This is a genomic window from Cytobacillus sp. IB215665 (genome assembly GCF_033963835.1).
In the GTDB taxonomy this organism is placed as follows: Bacteria; Bacillota; Bacilli; order Bacillales; family SM2101; genus Nanhaiella.
The window spans coordinates 80,067-101,940 of sequence record NZ_JAXBME010000014.1; the positions used below are offsets into that span (position 1 = coordinate 80,067).

Consider the following 21,874-nt stretch of genomic DNA (forward strand, 5'->3'; position numbering starts at 1 on the left):
ACAGGTGTAGCATTCAACACCATAGTTGTAGTATTGATAATCAATCTAATTCCATTGTACCCTTGCCACGTGCTAAAAATTCGGCGTATCGTATAAATAAGACACCAATTAAGAAAAACACACAACCAAGGAAGAATTCTTCCACCATTAAATGTAATACTTGTGAAGAGTCACTGTGATTGACAAGCAGTTTAGTTGCCTCTACACCTCTAGTAAGGGGAAAGAAGTTAGATAACTGATACATCCAATGTGGCATAACTTCACGAGGGTAGTTAGCGCCGCTCAATAATAACAATAGGCTAAAGAGAAGGTTTGATATTAAATGCATAGACGGTGTCCATAAACAAAAACTGGCGACAATTAGTCCTAAACCACATGCTGCAAATATTGACACTATCCAAACAAATATTAAATACGGAACCATTTCAAATTGTATTGTAACATCGAAAAGAATTATCCCTACAATTAAACCTATTAATGCTGTAAAAAGGCCGTTGATAATATGAGCAAATGATCTTGCTATAAATAAACTAGTTTTGTTTGCAGGGCTTGAAATAACGATTTGTAATGTACCCATTCTTCTGTCAGAAGTAATAACTGACATCATACCGAACACTGAACTCATGACACATAATAATAATGAGTTCGAAGCGATAAATCCATCTAATCCCTTTCCGTCATAAACATATTTCACCAATACAGAAAAGAATATTAGTTGACTAATGGGGCTGAGAACCATAACAAATAAATATACTTTTGGGTCTAGCCAACCAAATAATGCTTTATAGGATAAAGTCGCATGACGAAAAAATCGTTTTATCATCTCCATATTAGTACACTCCTAGCGTTCCAGCGATTCTTGCCTTTTTATCTACTAATCTATAAAAAATGACAGCTAATGCTAAATAAATGAAGGAAAGAACGATTAGTATAATTATTGTTTGCATTATGTCATTGACGATTAATTGATTTCCAGTCACATCACGAAATAGTTCAATAGTCCAAGTCGGTGGAAGAAGCCACGAAATGGGTTGTATCCAAGCAGGTAATATGGAAATAGGGAACATAAAACCACAAATTAGATAGATTGGATACTCAATGCAGTTCATCAACATTGTTGCTTGCCGTGATAGTGTGAAAGACATAGCAAGAAAAAACGCAAAAATTGATAAAGAAATGATGTTTAAAAGGAAGCTCCCAAAAAATAACCATATGTAATTAATTTGGATTTGTACATCGTACAATACTGTAAGGTAAACAAATGAGATAAACATTGATAAAATTCCCCATATTGTGTTGCCTATTATTTTTCCAATGAGAGTATTTGCAAATGATGTTGGAGATGTAAAAATAATTTCTAACGTGCCATACATCCTTTCGCGATTTACATCACTAGCTGATGAAAATACAATGGACGACCATAATGTCATGAATCCAGATCCTAAAACGACATAATGAAAAATCTGTTCCGCATCTGAATGACCATAAATTAATATCCCGAGTGTTGCAAAGATAAAAGGTTGAAATAGTATGATGAACTGAAACATCGGTCGTACCATTGAAAGCTTCATATGAATACTAATCGTTTTGACGAGTGTTCTGAAAGGTGGTGGTAGACTCATGAAGCTTTACCTCCAACAATTTGTATGTAAACATCTTCTAGTGTAGGCTGATTAATACTTAAGTCAGTAATCATTCCAGTACTTAAAACTTGATACATCTTTGGGATGACTTCCTGTGGGCTATAAGTTTGGATACGGATATGATAAGTTAACGCCATTTGTTCAATGCTTACCTGTAAAACATTCGGTAACATCTTCAAAGTTTGAATTTCTTGTGCGGTAGACCCAATGATTTTACATTCTATAACTGATACTTGATCACTAACTTTTTTAAAATTTTCTGGACTATCTAATGCTACGATATTTCCTTCATTCACAAATGCGATTCGGTTACATAGCTCATCAGCTTCCATCATGTAATGTGTTGTTAGTAAAACAGTCGTTCCTTCATGATTTAATTGTTTAATGATCGTTCTTAACTGTTGTGCACTTACTGGATCTAAGCCAATCGTTGGTTCATCGAGAAACAATACCTTAGGGTTATTAATTAATCCACGTGCAATTTGTAATCTTTGTTTCATCCCTTTTGAAAAGGTTTCAACTCTTCGGTTTGCTACATGAGTTAATCCTACTAAGTCAAGTAACTCGATAATTTTTCTCTTTTGGTCAATTCTTGGTACGTGATATAAATCTGCAAAATAAGCAAGGTTGTCGTAAGCGCTTAATCGCCAATATAGATTTCTTTCACCACCAAGAATGAAATTTATTTGCGGTCGTAGTTTTTTGCATTCAGATACAGGGTTGAGACCAAGAATTTTTACATCTCCAGAACTGGGTGTTAATAACGTAGTCAGTATTTTTATCGTGGTCGTTTTTCCAGCCCCATTTGGTCCTAATAAACCAAATACTTCGCCTTCATTTACATTAAATGATAACCCTCGTAATGCATGAACTTCGTTTCGCTTACGCTTTAATAACCCTTCCTCTGTTTGAAAAACCCTCTTAAGATCTTGAACTTCAATAATTGCAGTCATAATTAGATACCTACTCCTTTATATTAGATAATCATCTAATATAAATAATATAATCATCTAATATAAAGATGCAACTGTTTTTATTCTGCTATGGAATTATCATGCACTTTAGGACCGCTCGTCCTGTGTATCTCCATAAAAGGTCTCGTTGTATAAAATGTCATTTTACTGTTCAAATTTAAGACAATTTTCGTATTTCTTTGAACTAGAAGATAAAAATGCAGTTTTACGGAACAGTTATCGTTTTATAGAAGAAAGTACCTCATGAAAACTAGTTGTATACGTCTTTATTTTTTATACGAAAAACATCATGTAAAAACAGTCAAAATAAAAAAGCCAAGAGTGTAATCACTCTTGACTTATCGTTTAATAAATTTGTTTAAGTCATCCATGAAGGAATCAAAATGCTCTTGATTTAATGAAAAGTACTTTATATTACCAATTTTTTCTTCTATAATAAATCCAGCTTTTTTCAATATTTCTAAATGATGTGATATTGTGGCAGTAGTTACACCTATATACTGAGCAAGTTTGGCTCCGTATTCTTTACGACCTTGTAACAATCTTAATATCATTAACCGATTACTGTCTGAAAGTGATTTAAGTTGTTTTTCTAATAATTTACTATCATTAATAATATCTCTTGTCGTATCGCTACATCCATAAATAATTAAGCAAGTATGATCGTTAAAAATTCTTATTTTATGTGGCGTCATGTAAAACGATGGAATAAATAAAAAAGACTCATAGTTACTTAATCGTTTGAAGGGTTTCCCCATTATGTATTGTGCTAATGGCAATGGTTTCATTTTCTTTGATTTTACCGAATTGATAGATGAAGTGAACAGTACTTCATGCTCAGTTATCTTTGTAGTAAAAATAGTTGTACTGTATACATCAACGATTAATTTACAAATCTCATCACGGTAGAACTCAATATTCATAAAAAACTGTTTATTAAAGGATTCATTATCCTCAAACATCTCAGGAATACATTCAGTAAAATGTGTGGTGTTTGCAGGATTATTTAACGCATCGTAAATTTGTGATTCACTAAGTGATTCGCCAAAAAAGTGGTATAGAAAGTCTTCATTACTTAGATGGGTTAGTTGTTGTACAAAATAATGTACGTCATTATAGACTGGACAAGGTAGTAAAAAATTTAATAACTGCATTAAGTCCCAAGTTGTATTCTCTTTCCACTCATTAACGAATTGAAGCGAGTCTTCACCAAGTTCTCTCTTTAATTTATTGTGGTCTTCTTCGAATGTGGTGTGATGTGCTGGTTGAATAAAGCTAGTTAATAATCCCACGCACTCAACGACTGGTGAAGAAAAATGATCAACAGCTATTGGATTGTTATTTTCATTTTGTTCAAATGCCATTTAATGACCTCACAGTATGATTTGTTAATATACTCTTAACATAAATATTCATCTTATAAATGTCAAATAAAACTCTAGTAAGTCAAAGATAGATATGATTCATGAAAGTAGAAGGATGATCACTAGCTTTTCTAAGGAAAAAAGTTGAACATTTGAGTAATGCATGAGCAGAATTATCAAATGAAAAGATCATACAAATTAACTTGTTACATACTGGATTGTGATATCTACTATTGTTAATTTTATTGAATTAGGGTAAGTTGATTAAGTTATAATATACCAATAATAGAATTTATTGTTATATTCGTAGTATCATAGTTATTAATCTACGTTCTTCACCTTTATGCCATTATTCACAATAAAACTTCAGAAGATGATTATGGTCCAAAAATTAGTTTAAGTGAAGGAATGAGTGAAAATTGAATAATCTTTATTTAGAAAAATTTGTTTACAGGTGTCACAAAATGAACTTTCAAACGACTTATTAAGTATAAACAGGAAAAGAAGGTGATGATGGGATTGAACGAAGATAAGCAGCAACTTGTAATGGGTTGGTACGAAAAATATTATGATGACGTGTACCGCTTTATTTTCTTTATGCTTGGTGATAAACAATGCTGTGAAGATCTAGTTCATGACACATTCGTGCGTGCGTATATTTCATATGACAAATTTGGTAACCGCTCGAATATAAAAACATGGTTGTTCAGCATTTCCAAGCATTTGGTAATTGATGAAATTCGCAAACGAAAGAGAAGAAGGCTTGTTTCGGTTGTTAAAGAAATTCCTTCACCTATTAATATCGAACAGTATATTGAAAATAAAGAAGCGGTCATGCAATTAATGGAGTCTATTCAAAAGTTAAAACCAAATTACCGACTAGTAATTATTTTAAAGAAAGTGGAGGAGTGTTCAACAAGAGAAATTGCAGAAAGTCTTGGCTGGTCCGAAGCAAAAGTACGTAAAACATTGTCAAGAGCATTGCAATCACTTAAAAAAATGAAAGGAATCGAAGAGGGAGGCGGCCGTATTGAACAAACATTTTGACGACCAATGGAAGCTGCTCCAACAAATTGGACCAACGAAAAATCAAAAAGATAAGATGCGAACAAGGCTTTTGAAATCAATTCAAGATCATCAGGTTGTCCACACGCCTAGACGGCCATTTCTATTGAAAAATTTCATAGCTATCACAATCCTACTATTGATTTGTGGAAGTTTTTTATGGCTAATTCTACAAGAAAGTGCACAGCCAAGAACGGCATATGAAGAATCATTCGAGTATAATCAGCTCAGCTGGATGTTAACAGATGTCTATCCCGAAAAAACTGGTGACGATATCCTTCTTTATAGGAAAGATGATCCAGTTGAAGTAGGGACTGTGACAGAAGTTTCTGAAAAGGAGAAACAAGAGTTGGTTAACTCATTACCAATGTTTGTGGAAGAAGCGCTTGAGAATTTTCCTTATCCTATGACTATGTATATTGAGCATGTTAAGATGATGGATGTTGCGTTACGGTATCACTTCTTTGTTGCATTTACCGATGAGAATTGGGTTCACATTACATTTGATTACCCAAAGCTTGAATATGCTGAAATTTTTCAAGCAATGTCCACCTTGGAGCTTAAAGGAAAAGAACCATATGTTCATAATGAACAGCTCTATGTCACACACGGTTATGATGACTTGTTGTACCCTGCGGGATTAGAGCCGGTTTCCATTTCTCGTGAGCAAGAACATTATTACTGGCCAAATGCTTCGAATAAAATCTATTCTGACTACGTAGATAAAATTGTTAATGGATCAGGAGATTGGCAGTTTCGATCTGTTAACGGGCTTACTTATACATTTGTTGATGGAAGATTTGATACTGAATTATCAATCACTTTAGATGGTAAAGAAATAGCATATGAGTTTGTTTATCATGATCAAGACGAGTAGCTAACGGAAAGCTTGTTATTAATGAAAATAAATTAACATAGCTAGACTTAATACTGTGCAATTGGAAAATTTATTGAAATATACCTTTTAAATAATAGTTGTTTCAATTATAATAAATATAATCTTTCAAACGGGGTGAATGAAATGTCTTATCGTATTGTTCGAAGTAATTAGTTTTCGGGCTGGGCAAAAACGCGTACCAGCCATCAAGGGTGAAGTCTGCCCTTTTGTCGAAAACGAAATCTTTGAACAGTGTCGAGAGTCATTAAATACTTTTTAAAGCCAAGGCACTGGACTGTTTTTTGAGTAAGTCTATGAGCCTTGGTTTTTTATATTTGAAAGGTGGATTTATAAAAATGAATGAATTAGAATATAAAGATTTTTATGACAAAGTTGGAAAAGTAAATGGTTGGGATTTTAGTAAATTGAAGTCCACTTCAGAAGGAGTAAAATGGCATTTTTATGATGAAGTAGTGAAAAGGTGCAAACGTTCTGATGTATTGCTTGATATTGGTACAGGTGGCGGAGAAAATGTGTTGGAAATTGCTCGTTCAGCAAATTTCTTGGTTGGAGTAGATATATCTAGTGGAATGATGGAAACAGCTCAAGCAAATCTTGCGAAATCAAATGTTTCAAATGTACGGTTTTGTCAATTACCATCGGATAATTTACAATTTCCTGCAGAGTTTTTTGATATCGTTTCATGCTGTCATGCCCCATTTAATGCAAAGGAAATTTCAAAGGTATTAAAGAAAGGCGGAATTTTTTTAACACAACAAGTCAGTGAGGGTGACAAACTAAATTTAAAAACAGCATTTGGTCGCGGACAATCGTTTGGAGAAGAGGATGGAACATTACAAGAAAGCTATGTACAAGAATTAATCAAAGCAGGTTTTTCAAATGTCCAAACCTTCGATGAAAATGCTTTTGTTTATTACGAAAGACCAGAAGACCTTATTTTTCTGTTAAAGCATACACCTATTATTCCTAGATTTGGAGAGGAAAAGCAAGACTTAGACATATTGAAGGACTTTATAAAACAAAATAATACTAGTAAAGGAATTTGTTCGAATTCTAAACGATTCCTTATAATAGCAACTAAATGATAGAATAGAATTTTATAACTAAACACAAATTCATTCTGAGATAAATTATGCTGCCTATTACCTATGAGCAGCTTACTACTTATTGAAAGATCGCTGTTCAAGAGTGAATCTCCATATTCAGGGAAGGGTACAAACCTTAATCGAATATGGAGGCTTTTCATGTGAACATTTTGTTGACAAGTATCCGAACTTGATTCTTTAATGATAAATCCCAATATGTCGTTCACAAATTACATATTGGGATTCAATTATGCAATCGGTCGCTAAGTTAAGCCTATTATTTTATTTGAATAATATAGTTCATATTTTATAAGGTCTCCTTCTATAACCTCTTATAGTCTTCTGAATGAATTCTGTCAATTCACTTCTTATACTTAAACTATTCTTTCAAACTATGTTAGTTCAAAATGATAACTTATCAAAATTTTACTGTTATAGTAATTTTTATACTTAATGATGCAACTTATACGTCATATCATTCGTCAAACAATATGAGAAGTTTTATAAAAAAGGGGGGAGTATCAGTAAATTTTTACGAATTTGTATCATCATCATTTAGATAAACTCAGGGTTGGTCAATTTAAAAATATAATAGTAAAGGTACACGAATGAGAGAGTGGGATAACACTAAATCGTGGCCCCCTTCTTAGAACAACATAGGCATAAAAGTAAAAAGAAATAAGATATAAAAGTCATAAGTGATTGTAACTATCTTAACTAGTGGATACATTCAACGGGTTTTAAATTCAACGCAGTGTTTTGTTCGTATTGTTGAATGGGCTTTTAGAGTAAATTATCCCTTTTATGAATTTGATAATAATGGAAAAATAACTATAGTAGGTGCATGGATGAAAAAGAAACAGAAAAACAATAAGAAGAAAAGGAATCATCTCCCATTTCGATTGAATGTGCTATTTTTTATCGTCTTTTTACTATTTTCAACATTGATTTTAAAACTTGGACTTACTCAAATCGTTTATGGGGAAGATTATCGCCGTGAAATTGAAAAAAAAGAAGAGGTGACTATAAGTGCTTCTGTTCCAAGAGGGAAAATATATGATAGGAACGGTAAAGTCATTGTAGACAATTTACCGTTAAACGCAATTACATATACTGGTTATCAAGGTACAACAGCCGAGGAGAGCCTTAAGGTTGCGAGAGATCTAGCAATTTTTATTGACAAAGATACTAAAGATGTTACTGAACGTGATAAAAAAGACTTTTGGATGTTAACTCATCCTGAAGAAGCTTTAGAAAAAGTTACAGATGCAGAATTAAAGAAACTAGATGATGGTGATCTTGAAGCCACAGATATATACAGGCTTCAGCTTGACAGAATTACTGAAGAGGAGCTTGCAACAATTACAGGTCAGGAGCTTGAGGTACTTGCAATTTATCGTGAATTTAACGGTTATGCTCTGACACCACAAATTGTAAAAAGTAACAGTGAAAATGAGAATGATGAAGTTTCTGAAGAGGAATATGCAGTTGTAAGTGAACATTTATCACAATTGCCAGGTGTAGATACGACTACAGATTGGGTGCGTGATTACCCGTATGGTGATACCTTTCGAACCGTATTAGGAAATATTACATCATCAAAGGAAGGGTTACCTTCTGAAGTAGCAAGCTATTATGTCGCTAAAGAATATAGTCGTAATGACCGTGTAGGTAAAAGCTATATTGAAAAGCAATACGAAGATGTTCTACATGGTCAAAAAGAGAAGGTTAAAAATATTACAGACAAGGCAGGTAATCCTCTTACTCAGGAAGTTATTACAGAAGGTGCAAATGGTAAAGATCTTGTTCTTTCTATTGATATGGATTTGCAAATTGCCGTTGAAAAAATTATTGAAGAGGAATTAGTAACTGCAAAAAGCAAACCTGGAGCTGCATTTTTAGACCGTGCCTTTGTCGTTATGATGAACCCTATTACTGGTGAAGTACTATCATTAGCTGGGAAGCAATATGTGAAAAATGATCAAGGTGAAGTAGAATTTTTAGATTTTGCTAGGGGAACTTTTCAATTGTCGTATGAGATGGGTTCAACAGTAAAAGGTGCGACAGTGTTAACAGGCTTTGAAACAAATGCAATTAGACCAGGTACAACCTTTATTGATAGTCCATTGAATATTAATGGTTTACCAAAAGGATCATATAAAGTGTTAGGTCCTGTAAATGACCTTGATGCGCTTAAAAGATCTTCTAATGTCTATATGTTTTATACTGCAATTGAGATAGGTGAAGGTAATTATGCTTATGGAAAGCCATTGTATATAAATACAGCTGCTTTTGATACGTTTCGCTATTATTTTAGTCAATTTGGTCTAGGGGTAAAAACAGGGATTGATTTACCTGGTGAACAAACTGGGTTTGCTGGAACAGGTAAACTTCCAGGTTTATTATTGGATCTATCTATTGGGCAATATGACACGTATACACCACTCCAGCTAGCACAATATGTATCTACTATTGCTAATGGTGGTTACAGGGTAAAACCACAAATTGTCAAGGATATTCATCAACCAGCTGCTGATCAAAATGGACTTGGTCCTATTTTAAAAGAATTTGAACCTGAAATTTTAAATAGAGTTGATATGAAAAAAGAGTATATTGAACAAGTGCAAGAGGGGTTTCGTCAAGTAATGCAAGAATCTGGAGGTACTGCTGTAGGTTCTTTTGGAGACAAACCTTATAAACCGGCTGGGAAAACAGGAACCGCTCAAGTAGATGTAGATATGTCGGAAAATGTAGCTTATGCTCATAATCTAACTCTTATTGGTTATGCACCTTATGACAATCCAGAGGTTGCATTTTCGGTTGTCGCGCCTACTGCAGACTACGGGAATAGTAATACTTTCATAAATTTAAACATAGGCGAGAGAATTTTAGATGAATACTTCAATTTAAAGCAACAAAGAGCCAATGGTACGGAACAAGAAGTTATCGATGAGGTTGAGTCTGAATTAACCGATTCCACAAGTGAAGATGAAAATGAGTAGTGATTAAGAGAGAGGGGCTGAGTTATGGAAATGTCTATACAGCAGCCCCTCATATTAATTTAAGCTAATTATTTTAATTAGTACTAGAATTTCTTATTCTGTTTTATGTATAACTGGATAGAGCAAACAAACAACCTTTTTGATAGGAGGATTCCAATATTGACACCGATAAAAAAAGCATATGGGTATGTTACTAGAATGAGAGAAGGAAAAACACAAGTTTTAGTCTTTCAACACCCAATATTTGAAGCGGGAATACAAATACCAAAAGGCACAGTTAAACCACATGAAGATACTTATCATGCTGTAATAAGAGAGATTGAAGAAGAGACTGGACTGAAAAACTTTCATGTTGAATATTTAATTGCGGAAGACTTATGGGAAAATGATGATGGGGCTATACATCATCGGTTTTTTTATAAAATTTCTGTAACGACTGCATCAAATGAATGGGACTACGAGCCAACAGGCGGGGGTGAGGAAGAAGGACTAACGTTCCAGTTTTTCTGGATTTCTTCAGAAAATGAGGTTGAACTTATTAGAGGACATGGTGATTATTTAAAGCTTGTCTTTGATTGAACATTGCAACTACGCTTCCTTAACTTAAGCTAAAAGAGTTGTATAAAATCGTGCTATACGCCATTAGACTTCTAACTAATTTTAACGGTAAGAAAGCCATTATTGGTACTCACGGAAACGTTTATGATAATGACCTATCTTGGCTCATAATACAGATATGATTTTCAGGACATGATGAAGGCTGATACATATGAGTTACAGTTTAATGTGCTAATAAATCAAAAAATTAAGAAAAAATGATTTGATACTACCAATGAAGTATGATATATTAACTGGAAATTAGAGGTGGTAAGCATGACCTATTGTATAAGTATTATTTCATTCGAACAATTTCATCATCATAACATTTAGCCGTGCTATACGATCAAAAAAATCGTACATAGGATGGCTATTACTTATTAAATCGCATTTGACTAAGTTAACAACTTATCTCACATGCGGTTTTTTTATTTAGTATATTATCGTAAACATTGTTGCTTTTTGTTACATAAATTTGAGCAAATGATGTGGTTTATATAGTATTTAGAGAGGAAAAAATGCCAAGAGCATTAGTTATATTCATGTGTAGCACTTAATAGGAAAGCAATAATTAATGCGATAACAGCCTTTATTTACAAAAGGATGTGTCGCCATCGTTTTAAACACCAGCTAAGGTTCTTTTAAAAAATTTGTTGCAATTGTTATCAAATTAGTATCAAAAAGTGTACGACGAAAAGATTTCACGAACTCTAGTTGTGAATGTGTGTCTTTATAATAAAACAGCTTACTTTAATAATGGAGGAAGAAAAAAATGAAAAAAATGGCTTATCAAAATGTCAAAGGAACCAAAGATTACTTACCAAGTGCTGAAATAATTAGAAGAGATATTAAAAGAACGTTAGAAGATGTATTTATTAAATACGGATGCAAACCACTAGAGACACCTATTTTAAATTATTCGGAATTACTTGCTTCTAAGTATGGAGGTGGAGCTGAAATATTAGAAGAAATGTATACATTATCTGACAGAGGAGCAAGAGGTTTGGCTTTAAGATATGACCTCACAATACCGTTTGCCAAAGTAGTTGCGTTAAATCCAACTTTGAGGATGCCTATGAAAAGATATGAAATTGGTAAAGTATTCAGGGATGGACCTATAAAAACAGGTAGACTTAGAGAATTTACGCAGTGTGATGTTGATATTGTTGGAGTAGAATCACAATTAGCTGAAGCTGAATTAATAATCATGGCATTGGATGCCTTCCGCCAACTTGATTTAGATATCATTATCCAATATAACAATAGAAAATTACTAACTGGCATATTGGAAGTATTTCAAACAGAGGAAAAAAAGATTAATAAAGTTGTGATGATATTAGATAAACTTGAAAAGGTTGGCTTAGACAATGTAATAAATGAGCTTGATGAACTTGGACTGTCGAAGTTAACGATTAAATCGATAAAACAATTTATCACTGCTAACAATAATACAAGCTACAGTTACTTTCAATCACTCTCCGAACAAAATGAACGAGTAAAACAAGGGCTTAATGAATTACAAGAGCTTGAGAATTATTTAGAATTACTTGATGCTAGTGAGCGATGTGAATTTAACCCATTTTTAGCAAGAGGGTTAGAAATATACACAGGTACGATCTATGAAGTTTTTTTAGCTGATTTATCACTAAAATCAAGTATCGGGAGTGGTGGGAGGTATGACAATGCAATTGGTGGACTTATTGGAACGAATGAAAAATATTCCACAGTCGGAATTTCCTTTGGTTTAGACGCCATATATACAGCAACGAGTGTGTCTAAAGAATTAACTAACAAGACGGATATAGATTATTATTTAATACCAATAAACACAGAGAGAGAATGCTTGTTAGTAGCCCACTATTTAAGAAATCAAGGTAATAAAGTTGAAATGGAAATGAGTAACAAAAAATTAGGAAAGGCGCTTGTTAAGGCAAACAAAGAGAAAATTCCTTATGTGATTATTGTCGGAGAAGATGAAGTGAAGAAAAATCAACTTAAAATAAAAAATATGTTTTCAGGAGAAGAGAAGTTTGAACCTTTTCAATTTAATAGTTAAACTGCTAATAATATCAATGATTCAACCATATAAGCAATGCTTGAGCGGTATAGAATGGGTATACTCTGTTACAAGCCATGACAAAATTACATAATATTACAAGGTTATATGTTGCTGCTACCGATTGAAAATAAGCCACAGTTTGACAAGGTCAATATGTAAGAATATGATTAAAATGGGTAAGGAAGGGTATGATTATATTTATTTTCCATTGGTAAGATCTAAACGAACAGATTTAAATCTGCTGGATATTGTGTAAGGAGATCTCCTAAGAAAAAATAGCTTATACCATTCAATTATACTACTATTTCTTAAGGGGGAAATACGAGCGGTGAAAAGAGTAGACGTTGCATACGTACTCATCTTTGATGAGCATGAGGAACAAGTATTGCTGGTTAAAAATAAGGGCGAAAAGACCTCTTACTATACTTTACCAGGAGGGGCAGTAGAACAAGAAGAAACCCTGCAAGATGCTGCAATCCGTGAAGTTAGAGAAGAAACAGGGTTTGTCGTTGAATTAGACGGCATATTTTCTATAAGTGAAGCATTCTTTGAAGAAAGTGGTAACCACGCTGTTTTTTTTACTTTTAGGGGAAAAATAATAGGTGGAGAAATGGGCATATCATTGCCTGAAGAGATTGAAGAAATTACCTGGATGGAATCGTCGAAAGCAGAGCAATATGTACATATTACAAACGAAAAGGGGTTGATTAAAAGTAAATCATCAGCCCCTTATTTACTTAGAGGTAGAGTCAGTCATAAGTACTAAATAAATGTTGATTAACTGGAAAAAGGTGAAGAAGAAATGGAAATAGAAGTTGTATAATTATTATTAATCTTTCTATCTAATATCTTAAATATAATCGACAAGCATGATTTTTGAGCATTACCTCTAGCTTCCCTCGTTCAATTTCTTTATATATATCTATTGTAGATGCATGTTTTAGATGGCGTGTAAACCATTTTTTTAACAAGATCATCACCCTTTGTTTTTTGATGATTTAAGTATAAACTGATGCATCATTTTTAAATACGATCGAAAGGTTGTTTAGGCTTCATACTTAAGGCGGAATTTTTCCTCTTGCCAAAGGTCGATTAAAAGCATGATTAAGAAGTACATAATTGGAACTTTTAAACGCATTTCCTGTTAAATTAGCATGTGAATACTTGTAAACTGAAAATGAACGAACATGAGATTTATCATAATGTGAAGGCAACTTTAAAATTCAATATTGGAATATCTGTGTGTTTACACATGGAAACAAATTTCAGATAAAGATATATATCCTTCCTATATTGAAAAAATCATAATCTAATCCAAAATTTGTATTTGTAAATGGCGAGGTTAATAATTTGTGATATTGTTGACTTAAACAGTTGTTATTAGATTTTTCAACTGAATAAGATGTTCTAGGAACTCACGGAATAGTTATGAGGGGGAATAATATTCGTCATTATGATTTGTGTGTCATATTTAATACATCTGAAATATATATAGAATGTCATTCCTTAGTTCGCATGAAAAGGTTAAGGAGGAGTCATAAGTGATAAATGATGCCTGCCTACCTTCTAAGCTATATATGGAAATAACGCTGTTTTAATAAAAAAAACGCTCTTATTGAGCGTTTTTTTTTTGATCATTGGACACTTTATTAACTTTTTAATGTCTTTTTTTGTTCATCTTCTGAATCTTTTTAACGTTTTCAATATGAAAAGGTGAGTCAATACTTTCACTAACAACACTAAATATATTATTATCTAAATCAAAGAACTCAAAACCTTTCATTCCTCCATAATCTTCAATGTCTGTAGTTATAACACCATTACTATGAAGATGGTCAAAAACTGAATTAATATCTTCAACTACAAAATTAAAATAGACATTTTTTTTCTTCCCTTTAATGATAAATTCAGTTGGTTGTGGAGCTTCAACTTGAACAAGGGCCAATTGAGTAGAACTGTTTGGAAAATAAAAACCGGCACCATCTTCCCATCCGTCAATTTTCTTAACGCCTAAATTCTTTTCATACCATTTTGTCGCTTCCTTAATGCTAGTTACAGGGATAAATATACTTCCAACTTGCATCATCAAATCTCTCCTTTTATATAAATTCCTAAGTATAACGTTTATAATGGTAAAAAGGTTACAACAATTTTATTTTTTTGAGGGGGTTTTATGTGGTATTTGACAATTTAGCATTAACTATCACAAAACTAAATAAATACTGTTTGAAACTAACAGGTTCAACATGGATGGCAGAAGACCTTGTTCAAGAGACTTTATTAAAGGTTTATAGGTTGAGAGACTCAGAGCCTAACCGAGAAATTACATACGCTTTTCTTTATACTGTGGCTAAAAACCTTTTTATAGATGAAAATAGAAAAAAAAGAGACTTATTTTATTTCAATGAAGAGATTCATAATCAGACGAATGATTTTTTAGAATACGATATCTTAATTGAATCATTACTTGTATATTTACCGTTAAAACAAGCTATGCTTATAACGCTTAAAGACGTGTTTGGTTATACGATAAAAGAACTAAGCTCAATGCTTCGCATAAGTAACGAATCTATAAAAACAGCGTTACATAGGTCAAGAAAGAGACTACAATCATCTCCAAAATCTAATGCAGGTGTTAATGTTCAAAACCATCAAATCATTGTTGGGCTCTCTAGTGCAATAAAGGAGGCCAATGCTAATAAGATATTTTTTTATTACAGATTACTTGAAGCCCGTAACTTTAAAGTAAGGAGAAGTAGTAGTCAGTCTGTATGTCATGTGATTGATCCTGATGGAAATATACTCGAGCTGCTATCTTCGCCATGATTCGAGTAGGAGTATGTAGGTTATATGAATGTAAAAAGTCATGGATGTTAATTTTCGTTGTATCTTACCATGCAAATTTAGCTATAGAAATTAAAGAGGGCAGGGTATATAGTTATTTTTTTCAATTCTTCATTTGGACAAAACAAAAAGCCCTATATAGTAGGGCTAGGTTAGATGCTTTTTTTCATTCCACAATTCGTACATTCACGTATAAAAACATAGTCCTTTGCAGAGCTTTTAAAAATGGATGAGTTACAATTATCGCAACGACCACTTACTTTGTCAGGGTATTTCTTATAGTCATATACTATATTTAAATCTATCTCTGTATGATCTGTCATTTCATTACCTCAATCAATTAGATTTTATGAATACATTTTATCAAAATTACACACTGATTTAAATAAGACTATGTGTAGGGTAGGTAGTAAAAAGCTATACAATTTTTTACAAATATCTTTGTTTAGGTACTCTTACAATGTAAATAACAGTTTGAAGTAATGTTATTGATAAAAGACTACTAAAAATATCGTTATTTCACTTCTAACACGAAATTATAAAAAGCATCACCATCAGATACGTTTGTATTTTTCTTATCCATCCACCATACACCGTAGCTAAAATAATAAATTCCTTTGTCCATTGGTGCGAAAAAGGTGTTATTTTCTAGGATAACATCAGAAGTTTTAACACCTTCAATTTGTGTTACATGGATTTTGGTAGGCTTTGGTTCGTAATGCATGACAAACCTTACTACTTCGCCTGACTTCACTTCAATAGGTGTTTCTCCTGCCAACATTTCAACTGGCCCAGCTGTGTCAACGCAAATGTTTGAGCTTTTTGAAGTTTTCCAACAATAACTCCCTAGTATTGTTTCATACTGTTTATTATTTATCTCAATTAGTGCAATTGGTGGTTCACTTTTAATCACTTCATTATTAGAACATGCAGCTGTAAATAGTGCGAAAAAAATGATAGGAGTATACATTAGTTTTTTCATTTTTTATATCCTTTCTTTTTAATTTATATAATATTTTCCTTATAACGTATTAATAATCTGCTATACGCTAATAAGCTACATAGGTTTTGATGATTAAATCATTAATATAACAGGAGAATTATTGTATAGATGTCAGCTTTATCACATGTAATGATCCTGATAACAAAATTTAACTTCCACTAATGCAGATATAGGTTTTTCTCCTTCTTGAGTCGTGTTATGCCCCCCTACTTTAAACTCTTTATGACCATTTCAATTGTATAATGTGAAATGCACCCTATTCTATAAAAATATGTTAACTTAAGGAATTTTTTATGTTTACTTGAAATTATTTCACTCATAAACCCGTTATTATAAATGATAGAAGAAACGAGAAATGCGCATGATCGTTTTAACTTGTCTGGAGGTCATTATGGAAGAAGAACTGAAATGGGTAGAAGAAGTGATAAATGGCAATAAACAAGTCTACGCACACATTATTAATAAATATAAAAATTCGTTATTTGCAACGATTCTACGGATGACAAAAAATCCACAAGACGCACAAGACTTAGTGCAGGAGGCATTTATCAAGGTGTATCATCAGTTGCATAAATATGACAGCCAAGGTTCGTTTTCTAGCTGGATGTATCGAGTGGCTATTAACCACTGTATGGACGAATTTCGGAAGAAGCGTTATAAGATGAAGCAGGTTGAAATCAACGAAGGAGATCTATTAAACATGAATGACCCTGAAGTCATTTTCTTGAAAAAAGAGAAACAAAGGCAGCTTGAACGCTTAATCGAAACGTTACAAGAAGATGAGCGTATGGTTATTTTGTTACGGTATGTAAATGAACTCAGCTATAACGAAATAAGTGAACTGGTAGACTTGCCTTTATCAACTGTTCGAAATAAACTTCATCGGGCAAAGAGCAAGATGAGACGTACTGTAAAACAAGGAGGGGATTACTTCTATGAATTGTCCAACGACAGATAAACTTTCTCAGTATGTAGATCAATTACTCCTGATACAAGAACACAATAAAATTCAATATCATTTAAAAGATTGTGTGCATTGTCAGCATGTCGTAAATACTTTTCAAGATGAGCAAAGATTTATAAAGGAAACATTACAAACACCTACACTACCTGATCAATTTGCTTCCACCGTTCTAGATCAGTTAGAGCCATACAAACAGAAGGTTACTCGCAAGAAGAGGTCGATTAAAAAAAGAGTCATGCTCACTGTAGCAGGCGTCATTTTAACTTTAAGCTTAAGCGCGGTATTACAGCCTAGCTTTGCTCAATTGATTGGAGGCCTGTTTTCTACAAATCAAGTGGATGATGGCTTAAGAATGGCGTCCGAAGCTGGTGTCGGTGAAAGAGTAAATCTTGAAGTTACTGATCAAAATATAACATTTAAAGTTGAAGATGTCATTGCAGATCCTTCTCGTCTAGCTATATCATATCAGTTGATGAATGAGCATGGAAAAGTTATTGATTATGACATTGACTGGTCTGTCCATCCTAAGGACATGGACAATGACATTTCAGCAATCATTCAAAATGGCAAAATTATTCCTATGGAACAGAAGAGTTGGATGAAGCGTGAAGATGATTATGGGTTTATTGAATTCCCTCTAAGAGAATACGAGGAATTAGGAGAGGTGTTTACGTTAATATTTAACATATCAGATATCAATGGCGTAAAAGGCAATTGGCAGCTAGATGTTCCAGTGGACTTAACAAAGAGTCTACAATTAACTCATACATTACCCTTAGATGATGTAGGTACTACCTATAATGGAGTGATGATCACCATGAAGGAAATACGCTATGCTCCATCATCCTATGAACTAATGTATGAAACATCTTTTACAGAGGAAGAATTAGCAAAGGTTGAAGAAAATATACAAAAGTTTGAAGAGCAGTATGGTAAAGACATAAGTAGTAATTTAGCACTATATGGGTCTGATATTAATTATCATTTGGAAAATGAAGAACGTAAAAACATATATGAAAATGATCCTACCTATCATGCCGCAATCTTCCAAGATAATTCCATAGATTCTAATTTTTATAGTCTAGGTACTTCTAGCGAAGATTTAGCATTGCTTGGGCATAATGCATGGAGTACGTTTTTCACCCCATTAGGTGAGTATGAAAAACTGACTTTTGTGGTTGACGGCGTGGCAAAAACAGTTCCTTCAGATTTTTCTATCACAATTAATCCTAAAGAATTAAAGAAAAATCCAGTTTCATTTGAATATGAAGGAAACTATATGACAATTACAATAGCAAAAAAACGTAATGAATATTCTTTGCGAAAAGATATTATTCCTATTGAAATAGAGTCCAACTTCACTATTGAAATGGAAGGAGGCAAGGATGAGTTAGCGTCTGAGTTCGTTAATTGGATAATAGAAGATGATAACGGCAATGTATATCCTACATTCGATACAAAATCAATTCTCAATAAAAAAGATAAAAATGATCGATATAAAACGACAATTGACATTCGAGCGTACGATATAAAGGAGATTCCAGAAGAATTAACATTACACTTACTTTCGGTTAAACGCTTTTATGAATTGGATAAACAATGGCAGGTTCCTCTTTATCAAATTGAAGAATGATTTTGTAACCCTTTTTAAAGTCTATTTCATCAGTATGGGAACTTTATCTGTATATAACAACTAGTCCGAACCTTATTATTCCGTATTAAATAATAAGGTTCGGATTTTACAATGAATATAAGGTTATCATCAATCTTCATTAATTAACATTAGCAGCAAAATCTATGAAAAGAGCCTAAAGAAAAAATATAAATATGAAGTTCTTTCCGATTTTAAAGTTGAATAGATGCTACGAACGCTGTTGTTTACATGTTTGTATCTTATTCAGAATAGCAAAAATCATTGCCAAACATCCTTTCTTTATTAGGAATGTATTGTATTCCAGTAGTTGCTAATTTGATATAACAAGGTGAAAAAGCGGATAGAAACTATACAGTTTGTAACTATTAGTAATGCTGTAAATTATAAAGAATGTATATTAGATTTACTTTTAAAATAAGGTTATAATAAAATTGGAAAAAAATACAATATAAACTTTCGCCCGTAATAAATTTCATATTAACAAAGAAAAGGGGTTGAATTGTCTATGCCATTTACCATAATTTTTATAGTTTTGTTGTTAACTGCTGTGCTTATCATAAATCATCATATTAAATTTTGGGTCAGAGGATTGTTTGGAATCTATTATGCTGGATTAATTTATATTTTTAGTAGAGGATATAATGAATTAACAAGTGATAAAGCATCTTATTCTCTTGAGGTGTTTTGGGATCTCAGGTCAGCATATGTTGATAACTATGTAATATTTTTTGCACTTCCGCTATTGGGTTTAATTATTTATTCTTATTATTTATGGTTTATTAACGGAAAAAATAAAAAACAAAAGGTTTTGATTGCCATAAGTGTAGTTCCTGTCGGTCTTTTTTATTTATATAGTGTTGTAATGTTTGGGATGTTAGGATATCAACCTTAAAAGTTCGTTTTAATCATCACCTAGTTAGTTTTATAAGCCTAGCTCAAAAGCGACAGAGTGGGTATGTTGAAGTAGGTATATTAAGATAAGACAGTCTAAGGAATGGTAAATATATTGATCGTCTCAGATTAAATAAACTGAAAAGTGAGATATAAGTAAATACATTTTATTCTTATATCAAGATATCAAATAAGCCTTAGAAGTCTCTTAGGTAGTTATCATACACAACTCATAGCGACTTTCTTTATAGGAAGCGCTTTTTAATTTATTCTTAATCAATAATATCACTATTGTAAAAGATGGATAAAATAAGAATATAAGACAAACTAAACGTCAATTAAAGTTTATTTAATAATGATAGTTCCCTGCTAGAATGTGAAAATATTGTCGAATAACCTTTAGCAATGGGATATCGGTAATAACATATACTTTGAAATTCTTAAACATAAAACGACGACCCTAACCACTTGCAATGATAATTCGCAAAAGTAACGGTTTTACAGCAAAATGATGCTTATATTTAACAATGGGTGTGTTGTTTATAAAGTGATTCGATAATGACACAATATGTGTGATAATGATAAAAAATTCAGTGGTAATGAAGAAATCAAAGAAGAGTAGAAAAGGAAAAATTTACTGAAGAGGGAGAGCAAAATGATTATTTATTCAGGAACGCCACAACTAGAAACAGACAGATTAATCCTTGGAAAGTTTGAACTCACAGATACACAGGATGCTTTTACTAATTGGCTTTCTGACGAAAAAGTAAGTGACAATCGGATAAGTCCTGCACATAAGAATGTTTCACAAACCGTTGAGCGAATAACTAAGATTGTATCAGATTATGAGAATGAAAACTGTTGTTACTGGGCTATTAAACTAAAATCCAATAGAGATTTAATTGGAGAAATAGACTTATATAATTTTGATCATGCAACTGAAAATTGTGAAATAAGTTATTCGCTAGGTTACAAATGGTGGAATCAGGGTTATGGGACTGAAGCGTTACGAGCGGTTGTAGAGTTTGGCTTTAGGTATATGAACATTCATAAAATTTCTGGAGCACATAACATAGACAATCCTGCTTCTGGTAGGATTATGAAGAAAGTCGGTATGGTACAAGAAGGAGTAATTAGACATATGATACGCAATTCAAAAAAACAATACAAGGACTGTGCTGTATGGGGAATTCTACTAGAAGATTATTTGCAACAGAATGAAAGCGAAAAAAACTATATTGTTAACATGGAATAACTTGGAGGGAAGATTGTGACATACATAGTAAAGATTAACCCTGCTATATCTAGGTATGAAGTACCGGATTTAAGAGAGGTTTTAGGGTGGGATAGACGTGATAACGATTATCCTACCCTATTTGAACGTTGTAATTTTTGGGCTGGTGTTCGTGATGAAAAAGAAAAACTTATTGCTTTTGGTTATATTTCAGGTATGGGCTTACAACATGGATATATGGAAGATATACTCGTACATCCTGACTATCAATGTCAGGGTATTGGTGTAGCTCTAGTAAGAGAATTATTGAGAGAGTCAGAAAGGTTTGGCTTGGGAATCATCACTTTAACACATGATCAAAAGTATTTGAATTTTTATAGGAATTGTGGATTTACTCATTGTTCGGGTGGGGTATGGGTAAGGAAATAGATTGATAATATTTATAACTGATATGAAAAGAATGTGGGATTCAAGTGTAATTTAAAGACATGGGATTGTCTTTTATCGTTAAACTAAGTATTTATAAGTATAGTAGATTACCTGCTAACATAACAATCTCAGTTCTTACAGCAACTTAGTCAAGTTTAAGAAAATCCT

The 21,874-nt window shown here is 32.7% G+C and carries 20 protein-coding genes; 13 read left to right on the forward strand and 7 right to left on the reverse strand.

All coding sequences use genetic code 11. The features are described 5' to 3' along the window. Positions 1–40: 40 nt before the first annotated feature. The 4 genes from SLH52_RS16300 to SLH52_RS16315 form a co-directional block, all read right to left on the reverse strand. The gene (locus SLH52_RS16300; RefSeq protein WP_320210334.1) at positions 41–829 is read right to left on the reverse strand and encodes an ABC transporter permease; all 789 of its coding nucleotides are present in this window, start codon (positions 827–829) and stop codon (positions 41–43) included. 1 nt (position 830) lies between these two features. Next, positions 831–1,622 (reverse strand): ABC transporter permease, encoded by a 792-nt coding sequence (locus SLH52_RS16305; RefSeq protein ID WP_320210335.1) that lies wholly within the window; start codon positions 1,620–1,622, stop codon positions 831–833. Continuing rightward, a complete protein-coding gene (locus SLH52_RS16310; RefSeq protein WP_320210336.1) occupies positions 1,619–2,596 on the reverse strand; it encodes an ABC transporter ATP-binding protein in 978 nt (325 codons plus the stop codon). The genes SLH52_RS16305 and SLH52_RS16310 overlap by 4 nt, the downstream gene beginning before the upstream one ends. A gap of 359 nt (positions 2,597–2,955) precedes the next feature. Then, positions 2,956–3,981, reverse strand: a complete 1,026-nt coding sequence (locus SLH52_RS16315; RefSeq protein ID WP_320210337.1) for a winged helix-turn-helix domain-containing protein — start codon at positions 3,979–3,981, stop codon at positions 2,956–2,958. A 519-nt stretch (positions 3,982–4,500) separates the two neighbouring features. Here SLH52_RS16315 and SLH52_RS16320 point away from each other — a divergent pair. The 7 genes from SLH52_RS16320 to SLH52_RS16350 all read left to right on the forward strand — a co-directional run bounded on the left by SLH52_RS16320 (position 4,501) and on the right by SLH52_RS16350 (position 13,453). Further along, positions 4,501–5,028, forward strand: a complete 528-nt coding sequence (locus SLH52_RS16320; RefSeq protein ID WP_320210338.1) for an RNA polymerase sigma factor — start codon at positions 4,501–4,503, stop codon at positions 5,026–5,028. Next, positions 5,012–5,923 (forward strand): hypothetical protein, encoded by a 912-nt coding sequence (locus tag SLH52_RS16325; protein WP_320210339.1) that lies wholly within the window; start codon positions 5,012–5,014, stop codon positions 5,921–5,923. The genes SLH52_RS16320 and SLH52_RS16325 overlap by 17 nt, the downstream gene beginning before the upstream one ends. A gap of 356 nt (positions 5,924–6,279) precedes the next feature. Next, positions 6,280–7,029 carry a class I SAM-dependent methyltransferase gene (locus SLH52_RS16330; RefSeq protein ID WP_320210340.1) on the forward strand — a complete coding sequence of 250 codons (750 nt, stop codon included), beginning with the start codon at positions 6,280–6,282 and terminating at the stop codon, positions 7,027–7,029. Between the two features lie 848 nt (positions 7,030–7,877). Then, the gene (locus SLH52_RS16335; RefSeq protein ID WP_320210341.1) at positions 7,878–10,031 is read left to right on the forward strand and encodes a penicillin-binding protein 2; all 2,154 of its coding nucleotides are present in this window, start codon (positions 7,878–7,880) and stop codon (positions 10,029–10,031) included. Positions 10,032–10,190: 159 nt separating this feature from the next. Further along, positions 10,191–10,610 carry an NUDIX hydrolase gene (locus tag SLH52_RS16340; protein WP_320210342.1) on the forward strand — a complete coding sequence of 140 codons (420 nt, stop codon included), beginning with the start codon at positions 10,191–10,193 and terminating at the stop codon, positions 10,608–10,610. Positions 10,611–11,400: 790 nt separating this feature from the next. Further along, positions 11,401–12,684 (forward strand): histidine--tRNA ligase, encoded by a 1,284-nt coding sequence (locus SLH52_RS16345; protein ID WP_320210343.1) that lies wholly within the window; start codon positions 11,401–11,403, stop codon positions 12,682–12,684. Between the two features lie 331 nt (positions 12,685–13,015). Then, positions 13,016–13,453: an NUDIX hydrolase gene (locus SLH52_RS16350; RefSeq protein WP_320210344.1), complete on the forward strand. Its 438-nt coding sequence runs from the start codon at positions 13,016–13,018 to the stop codon at positions 13,451–13,453. A gap of 891 nt (positions 13,454–14,344) precedes the next feature. Here the strand turns inward: SLH52_RS16350 and SLH52_RS16355 are convergent. Then, on the reverse strand, positions 14,345–14,773 hold the full coding sequence (locus SLH52_RS16355; RefSeq protein ID WP_320210345.1) for a VOC family protein: 429 nt from the start codon (positions 14,771–14,773) through the stop codon (positions 14,345–14,347). Between the two features lie 89 nt (positions 14,774–14,862). Between SLH52_RS16355 and SLH52_RS16360 the strand changes: the two genes are divergently transcribed. After that, a complete protein-coding gene (locus tag SLH52_RS16360) occupies positions 14,863–15,513 on the forward strand; it encodes an RNA polymerase sigma factor (RefSeq protein WP_320210346.1) in 651 nt (216 codons plus the stop codon). Between the two features lie 170 nt (positions 15,514–15,683). Here SLH52_RS16360 and SLH52_RS16365 read toward each other — a convergent pair whose 3' ends face one another. Both SLH52_RS16365 and SLH52_RS16370 read right to left on the reverse strand, forming a co-directional pair. Continuing rightward, positions 15,684–15,854, reverse strand: coding sequence for a hypothetical protein (locus tag SLH52_RS16365; protein WP_214484047.1), 171 nt, complete (start codon positions 15,852–15,854; stop codon positions 15,684–15,686). A 191-nt stretch (positions 15,855–16,045) separates the two neighbouring features. Next, complete coding sequence (locus tag SLH52_RS16370) at positions 16,046–16,513, reverse strand: hypothetical protein (protein WP_320210347.1); 468 nt, start codon at positions 16,511–16,513, stop codon at positions 16,046–16,048. 412 nt (positions 16,514–16,925) lie between these two features. Here SLH52_RS16370 and SLH52_RS16375 point away from each other — a divergent pair, with 412 nt between their 5' ends. From SLH52_RS16375 to SLH52_RS16395, 5 genes are all read left to right on the forward strand, one after another. Then, a complete protein-coding gene (locus tag SLH52_RS16375) occupies positions 16,926–17,492 on the forward strand; it encodes an RNA polymerase sigma factor (RefSeq protein WP_320210348.1) in 567 nt (188 codons plus the stop codon). Continuing rightward, positions 17,470–19,131, forward strand: a complete 1,662-nt coding sequence (locus tag SLH52_RS16380; RefSeq protein ID WP_320210349.1) for a DUF4179 domain-containing protein — start codon at positions 17,470–17,472, stop codon at positions 19,129–19,131. The genes SLH52_RS16375 and SLH52_RS16380 overlap by 23 nt, the downstream gene beginning before the upstream one ends. Positions 19,132–19,657: 526 nt before the next feature. After that, entirely contained in the window at positions 19,658–20,044 is a 387-nt protein-coding gene (locus SLH52_RS16385) for a hypothetical protein (RefSeq protein WP_320210350.1), read from the forward strand. 654 nt (positions 20,045–20,698) lie between these two features. After that, a complete protein-coding gene (locus tag SLH52_RS16390; RefSeq protein WP_320210351.1) occupies positions 20,699–21,298 on the forward strand; it encodes a GNAT family N-acetyltransferase in 600 nt (199 codons plus the stop codon). A 15-nt stretch (positions 21,299–21,313) separates the two neighbouring features. Then, a complete protein-coding gene (locus SLH52_RS16395) occupies positions 21,314–21,706 on the forward strand; it encodes a GNAT family N-acetyltransferase (RefSeq protein ID WP_320210352.1) in 393 nt (130 codons plus the stop codon). The last annotated feature ends 168 nt before the right edge of the window (positions 21,707–21,874 follow it).

Bases quoted from the DNA above. Each gene is read 5' to 3' on its own strand.
- SLH52_RS16300 (WP_320210334.1), bottom strand. From the start codon at position 829: ATGGAGATGATAAAACGATTTTTTCGTCATGCGACTTTATCCTATAAA.
- SLH52_RS16305 (WP_320210335.1), bottom strand. From the start codon at position 1,622: ATGAGTCTACCACCACCTTTCAGAACACTCGTCAAAACGATTAGTATT.
- SLH52_RS16310 (WP_320210336.1), bottom strand. From the start codon at position 2,596: ATGACTGCAATTATTGAAGTTCAAGATCTTAAGAGGGTTTTTCAAACA.
- SLH52_RS16315 (WP_320210337.1), bottom strand. From the start codon at position 3,981: ATGGCATTTGAACAAAATGAAAATAACAATCCAATAGCTGTTGATCAT.
- SLH52_RS16330 (WP_320210340.1), top strand. From the start codon at position 6,280: ATGAATGAATTAGAATATAAAGATTTTTATGACAAAGTTGGAAAAGTA.
- SLH52_RS16335 (WP_320210341.1), top strand. From the start codon at position 7,878: ATGAAAAAGAAACAGAAAAACAATAAGAAGAAAAGGAATCATCTCCCA.
- SLH52_RS16345 (WP_320210343.1), top strand. From the start codon at position 11,401: ATGAAAAAAATGGCTTATCAAAATGTCAAAGGAACCAAAGATTACTTA.
- SLH52_RS16355 (WP_320210345.1), bottom strand. From the start codon at position 14,773: ATGATGCAAGTTGGAAGTATATTTATCCCTGTAACTAGCATTAAGGAA.
- SLH52_RS16365 (WP_214484047.1), bottom strand. From the start codon at position 15,854: ATGACAGATCATACAGAGATAGATTTAAATATAGTATATGACTATAAG.
- SLH52_RS16370 (WP_320210347.1), bottom strand. From the start codon at position 16,513: ATGAAAAAACTAATGTATACTCCTATCATTTTTTTCGCACTATTTACA.
- SLH52_RS16375 (WP_320210348.1), top strand. From the start codon at position 16,926: ATGGAAGAAGAACTGAAATGGGTAGAAGAAGTGATAAATGGCAATAAA.
- SLH52_RS16380 (WP_320210349.1), top strand. From the start codon at position 17,470: ATGAATTGTCCAACGACAGATAAACTTTCTCAGTATGTAGATCAATTA.
- SLH52_RS16385 (WP_320210350.1), top strand. From the start codon at position 19,658: ATGCCATTTACCATAATTTTTATAGTTTTGTTGTTAACTGCTGTGCTT.
- SLH52_RS16390 (WP_320210351.1), top strand. From the start codon at position 20,699: ATGATTATTTATTCAGGAACGCCACAACTAGAAACAGACAGATTAATC.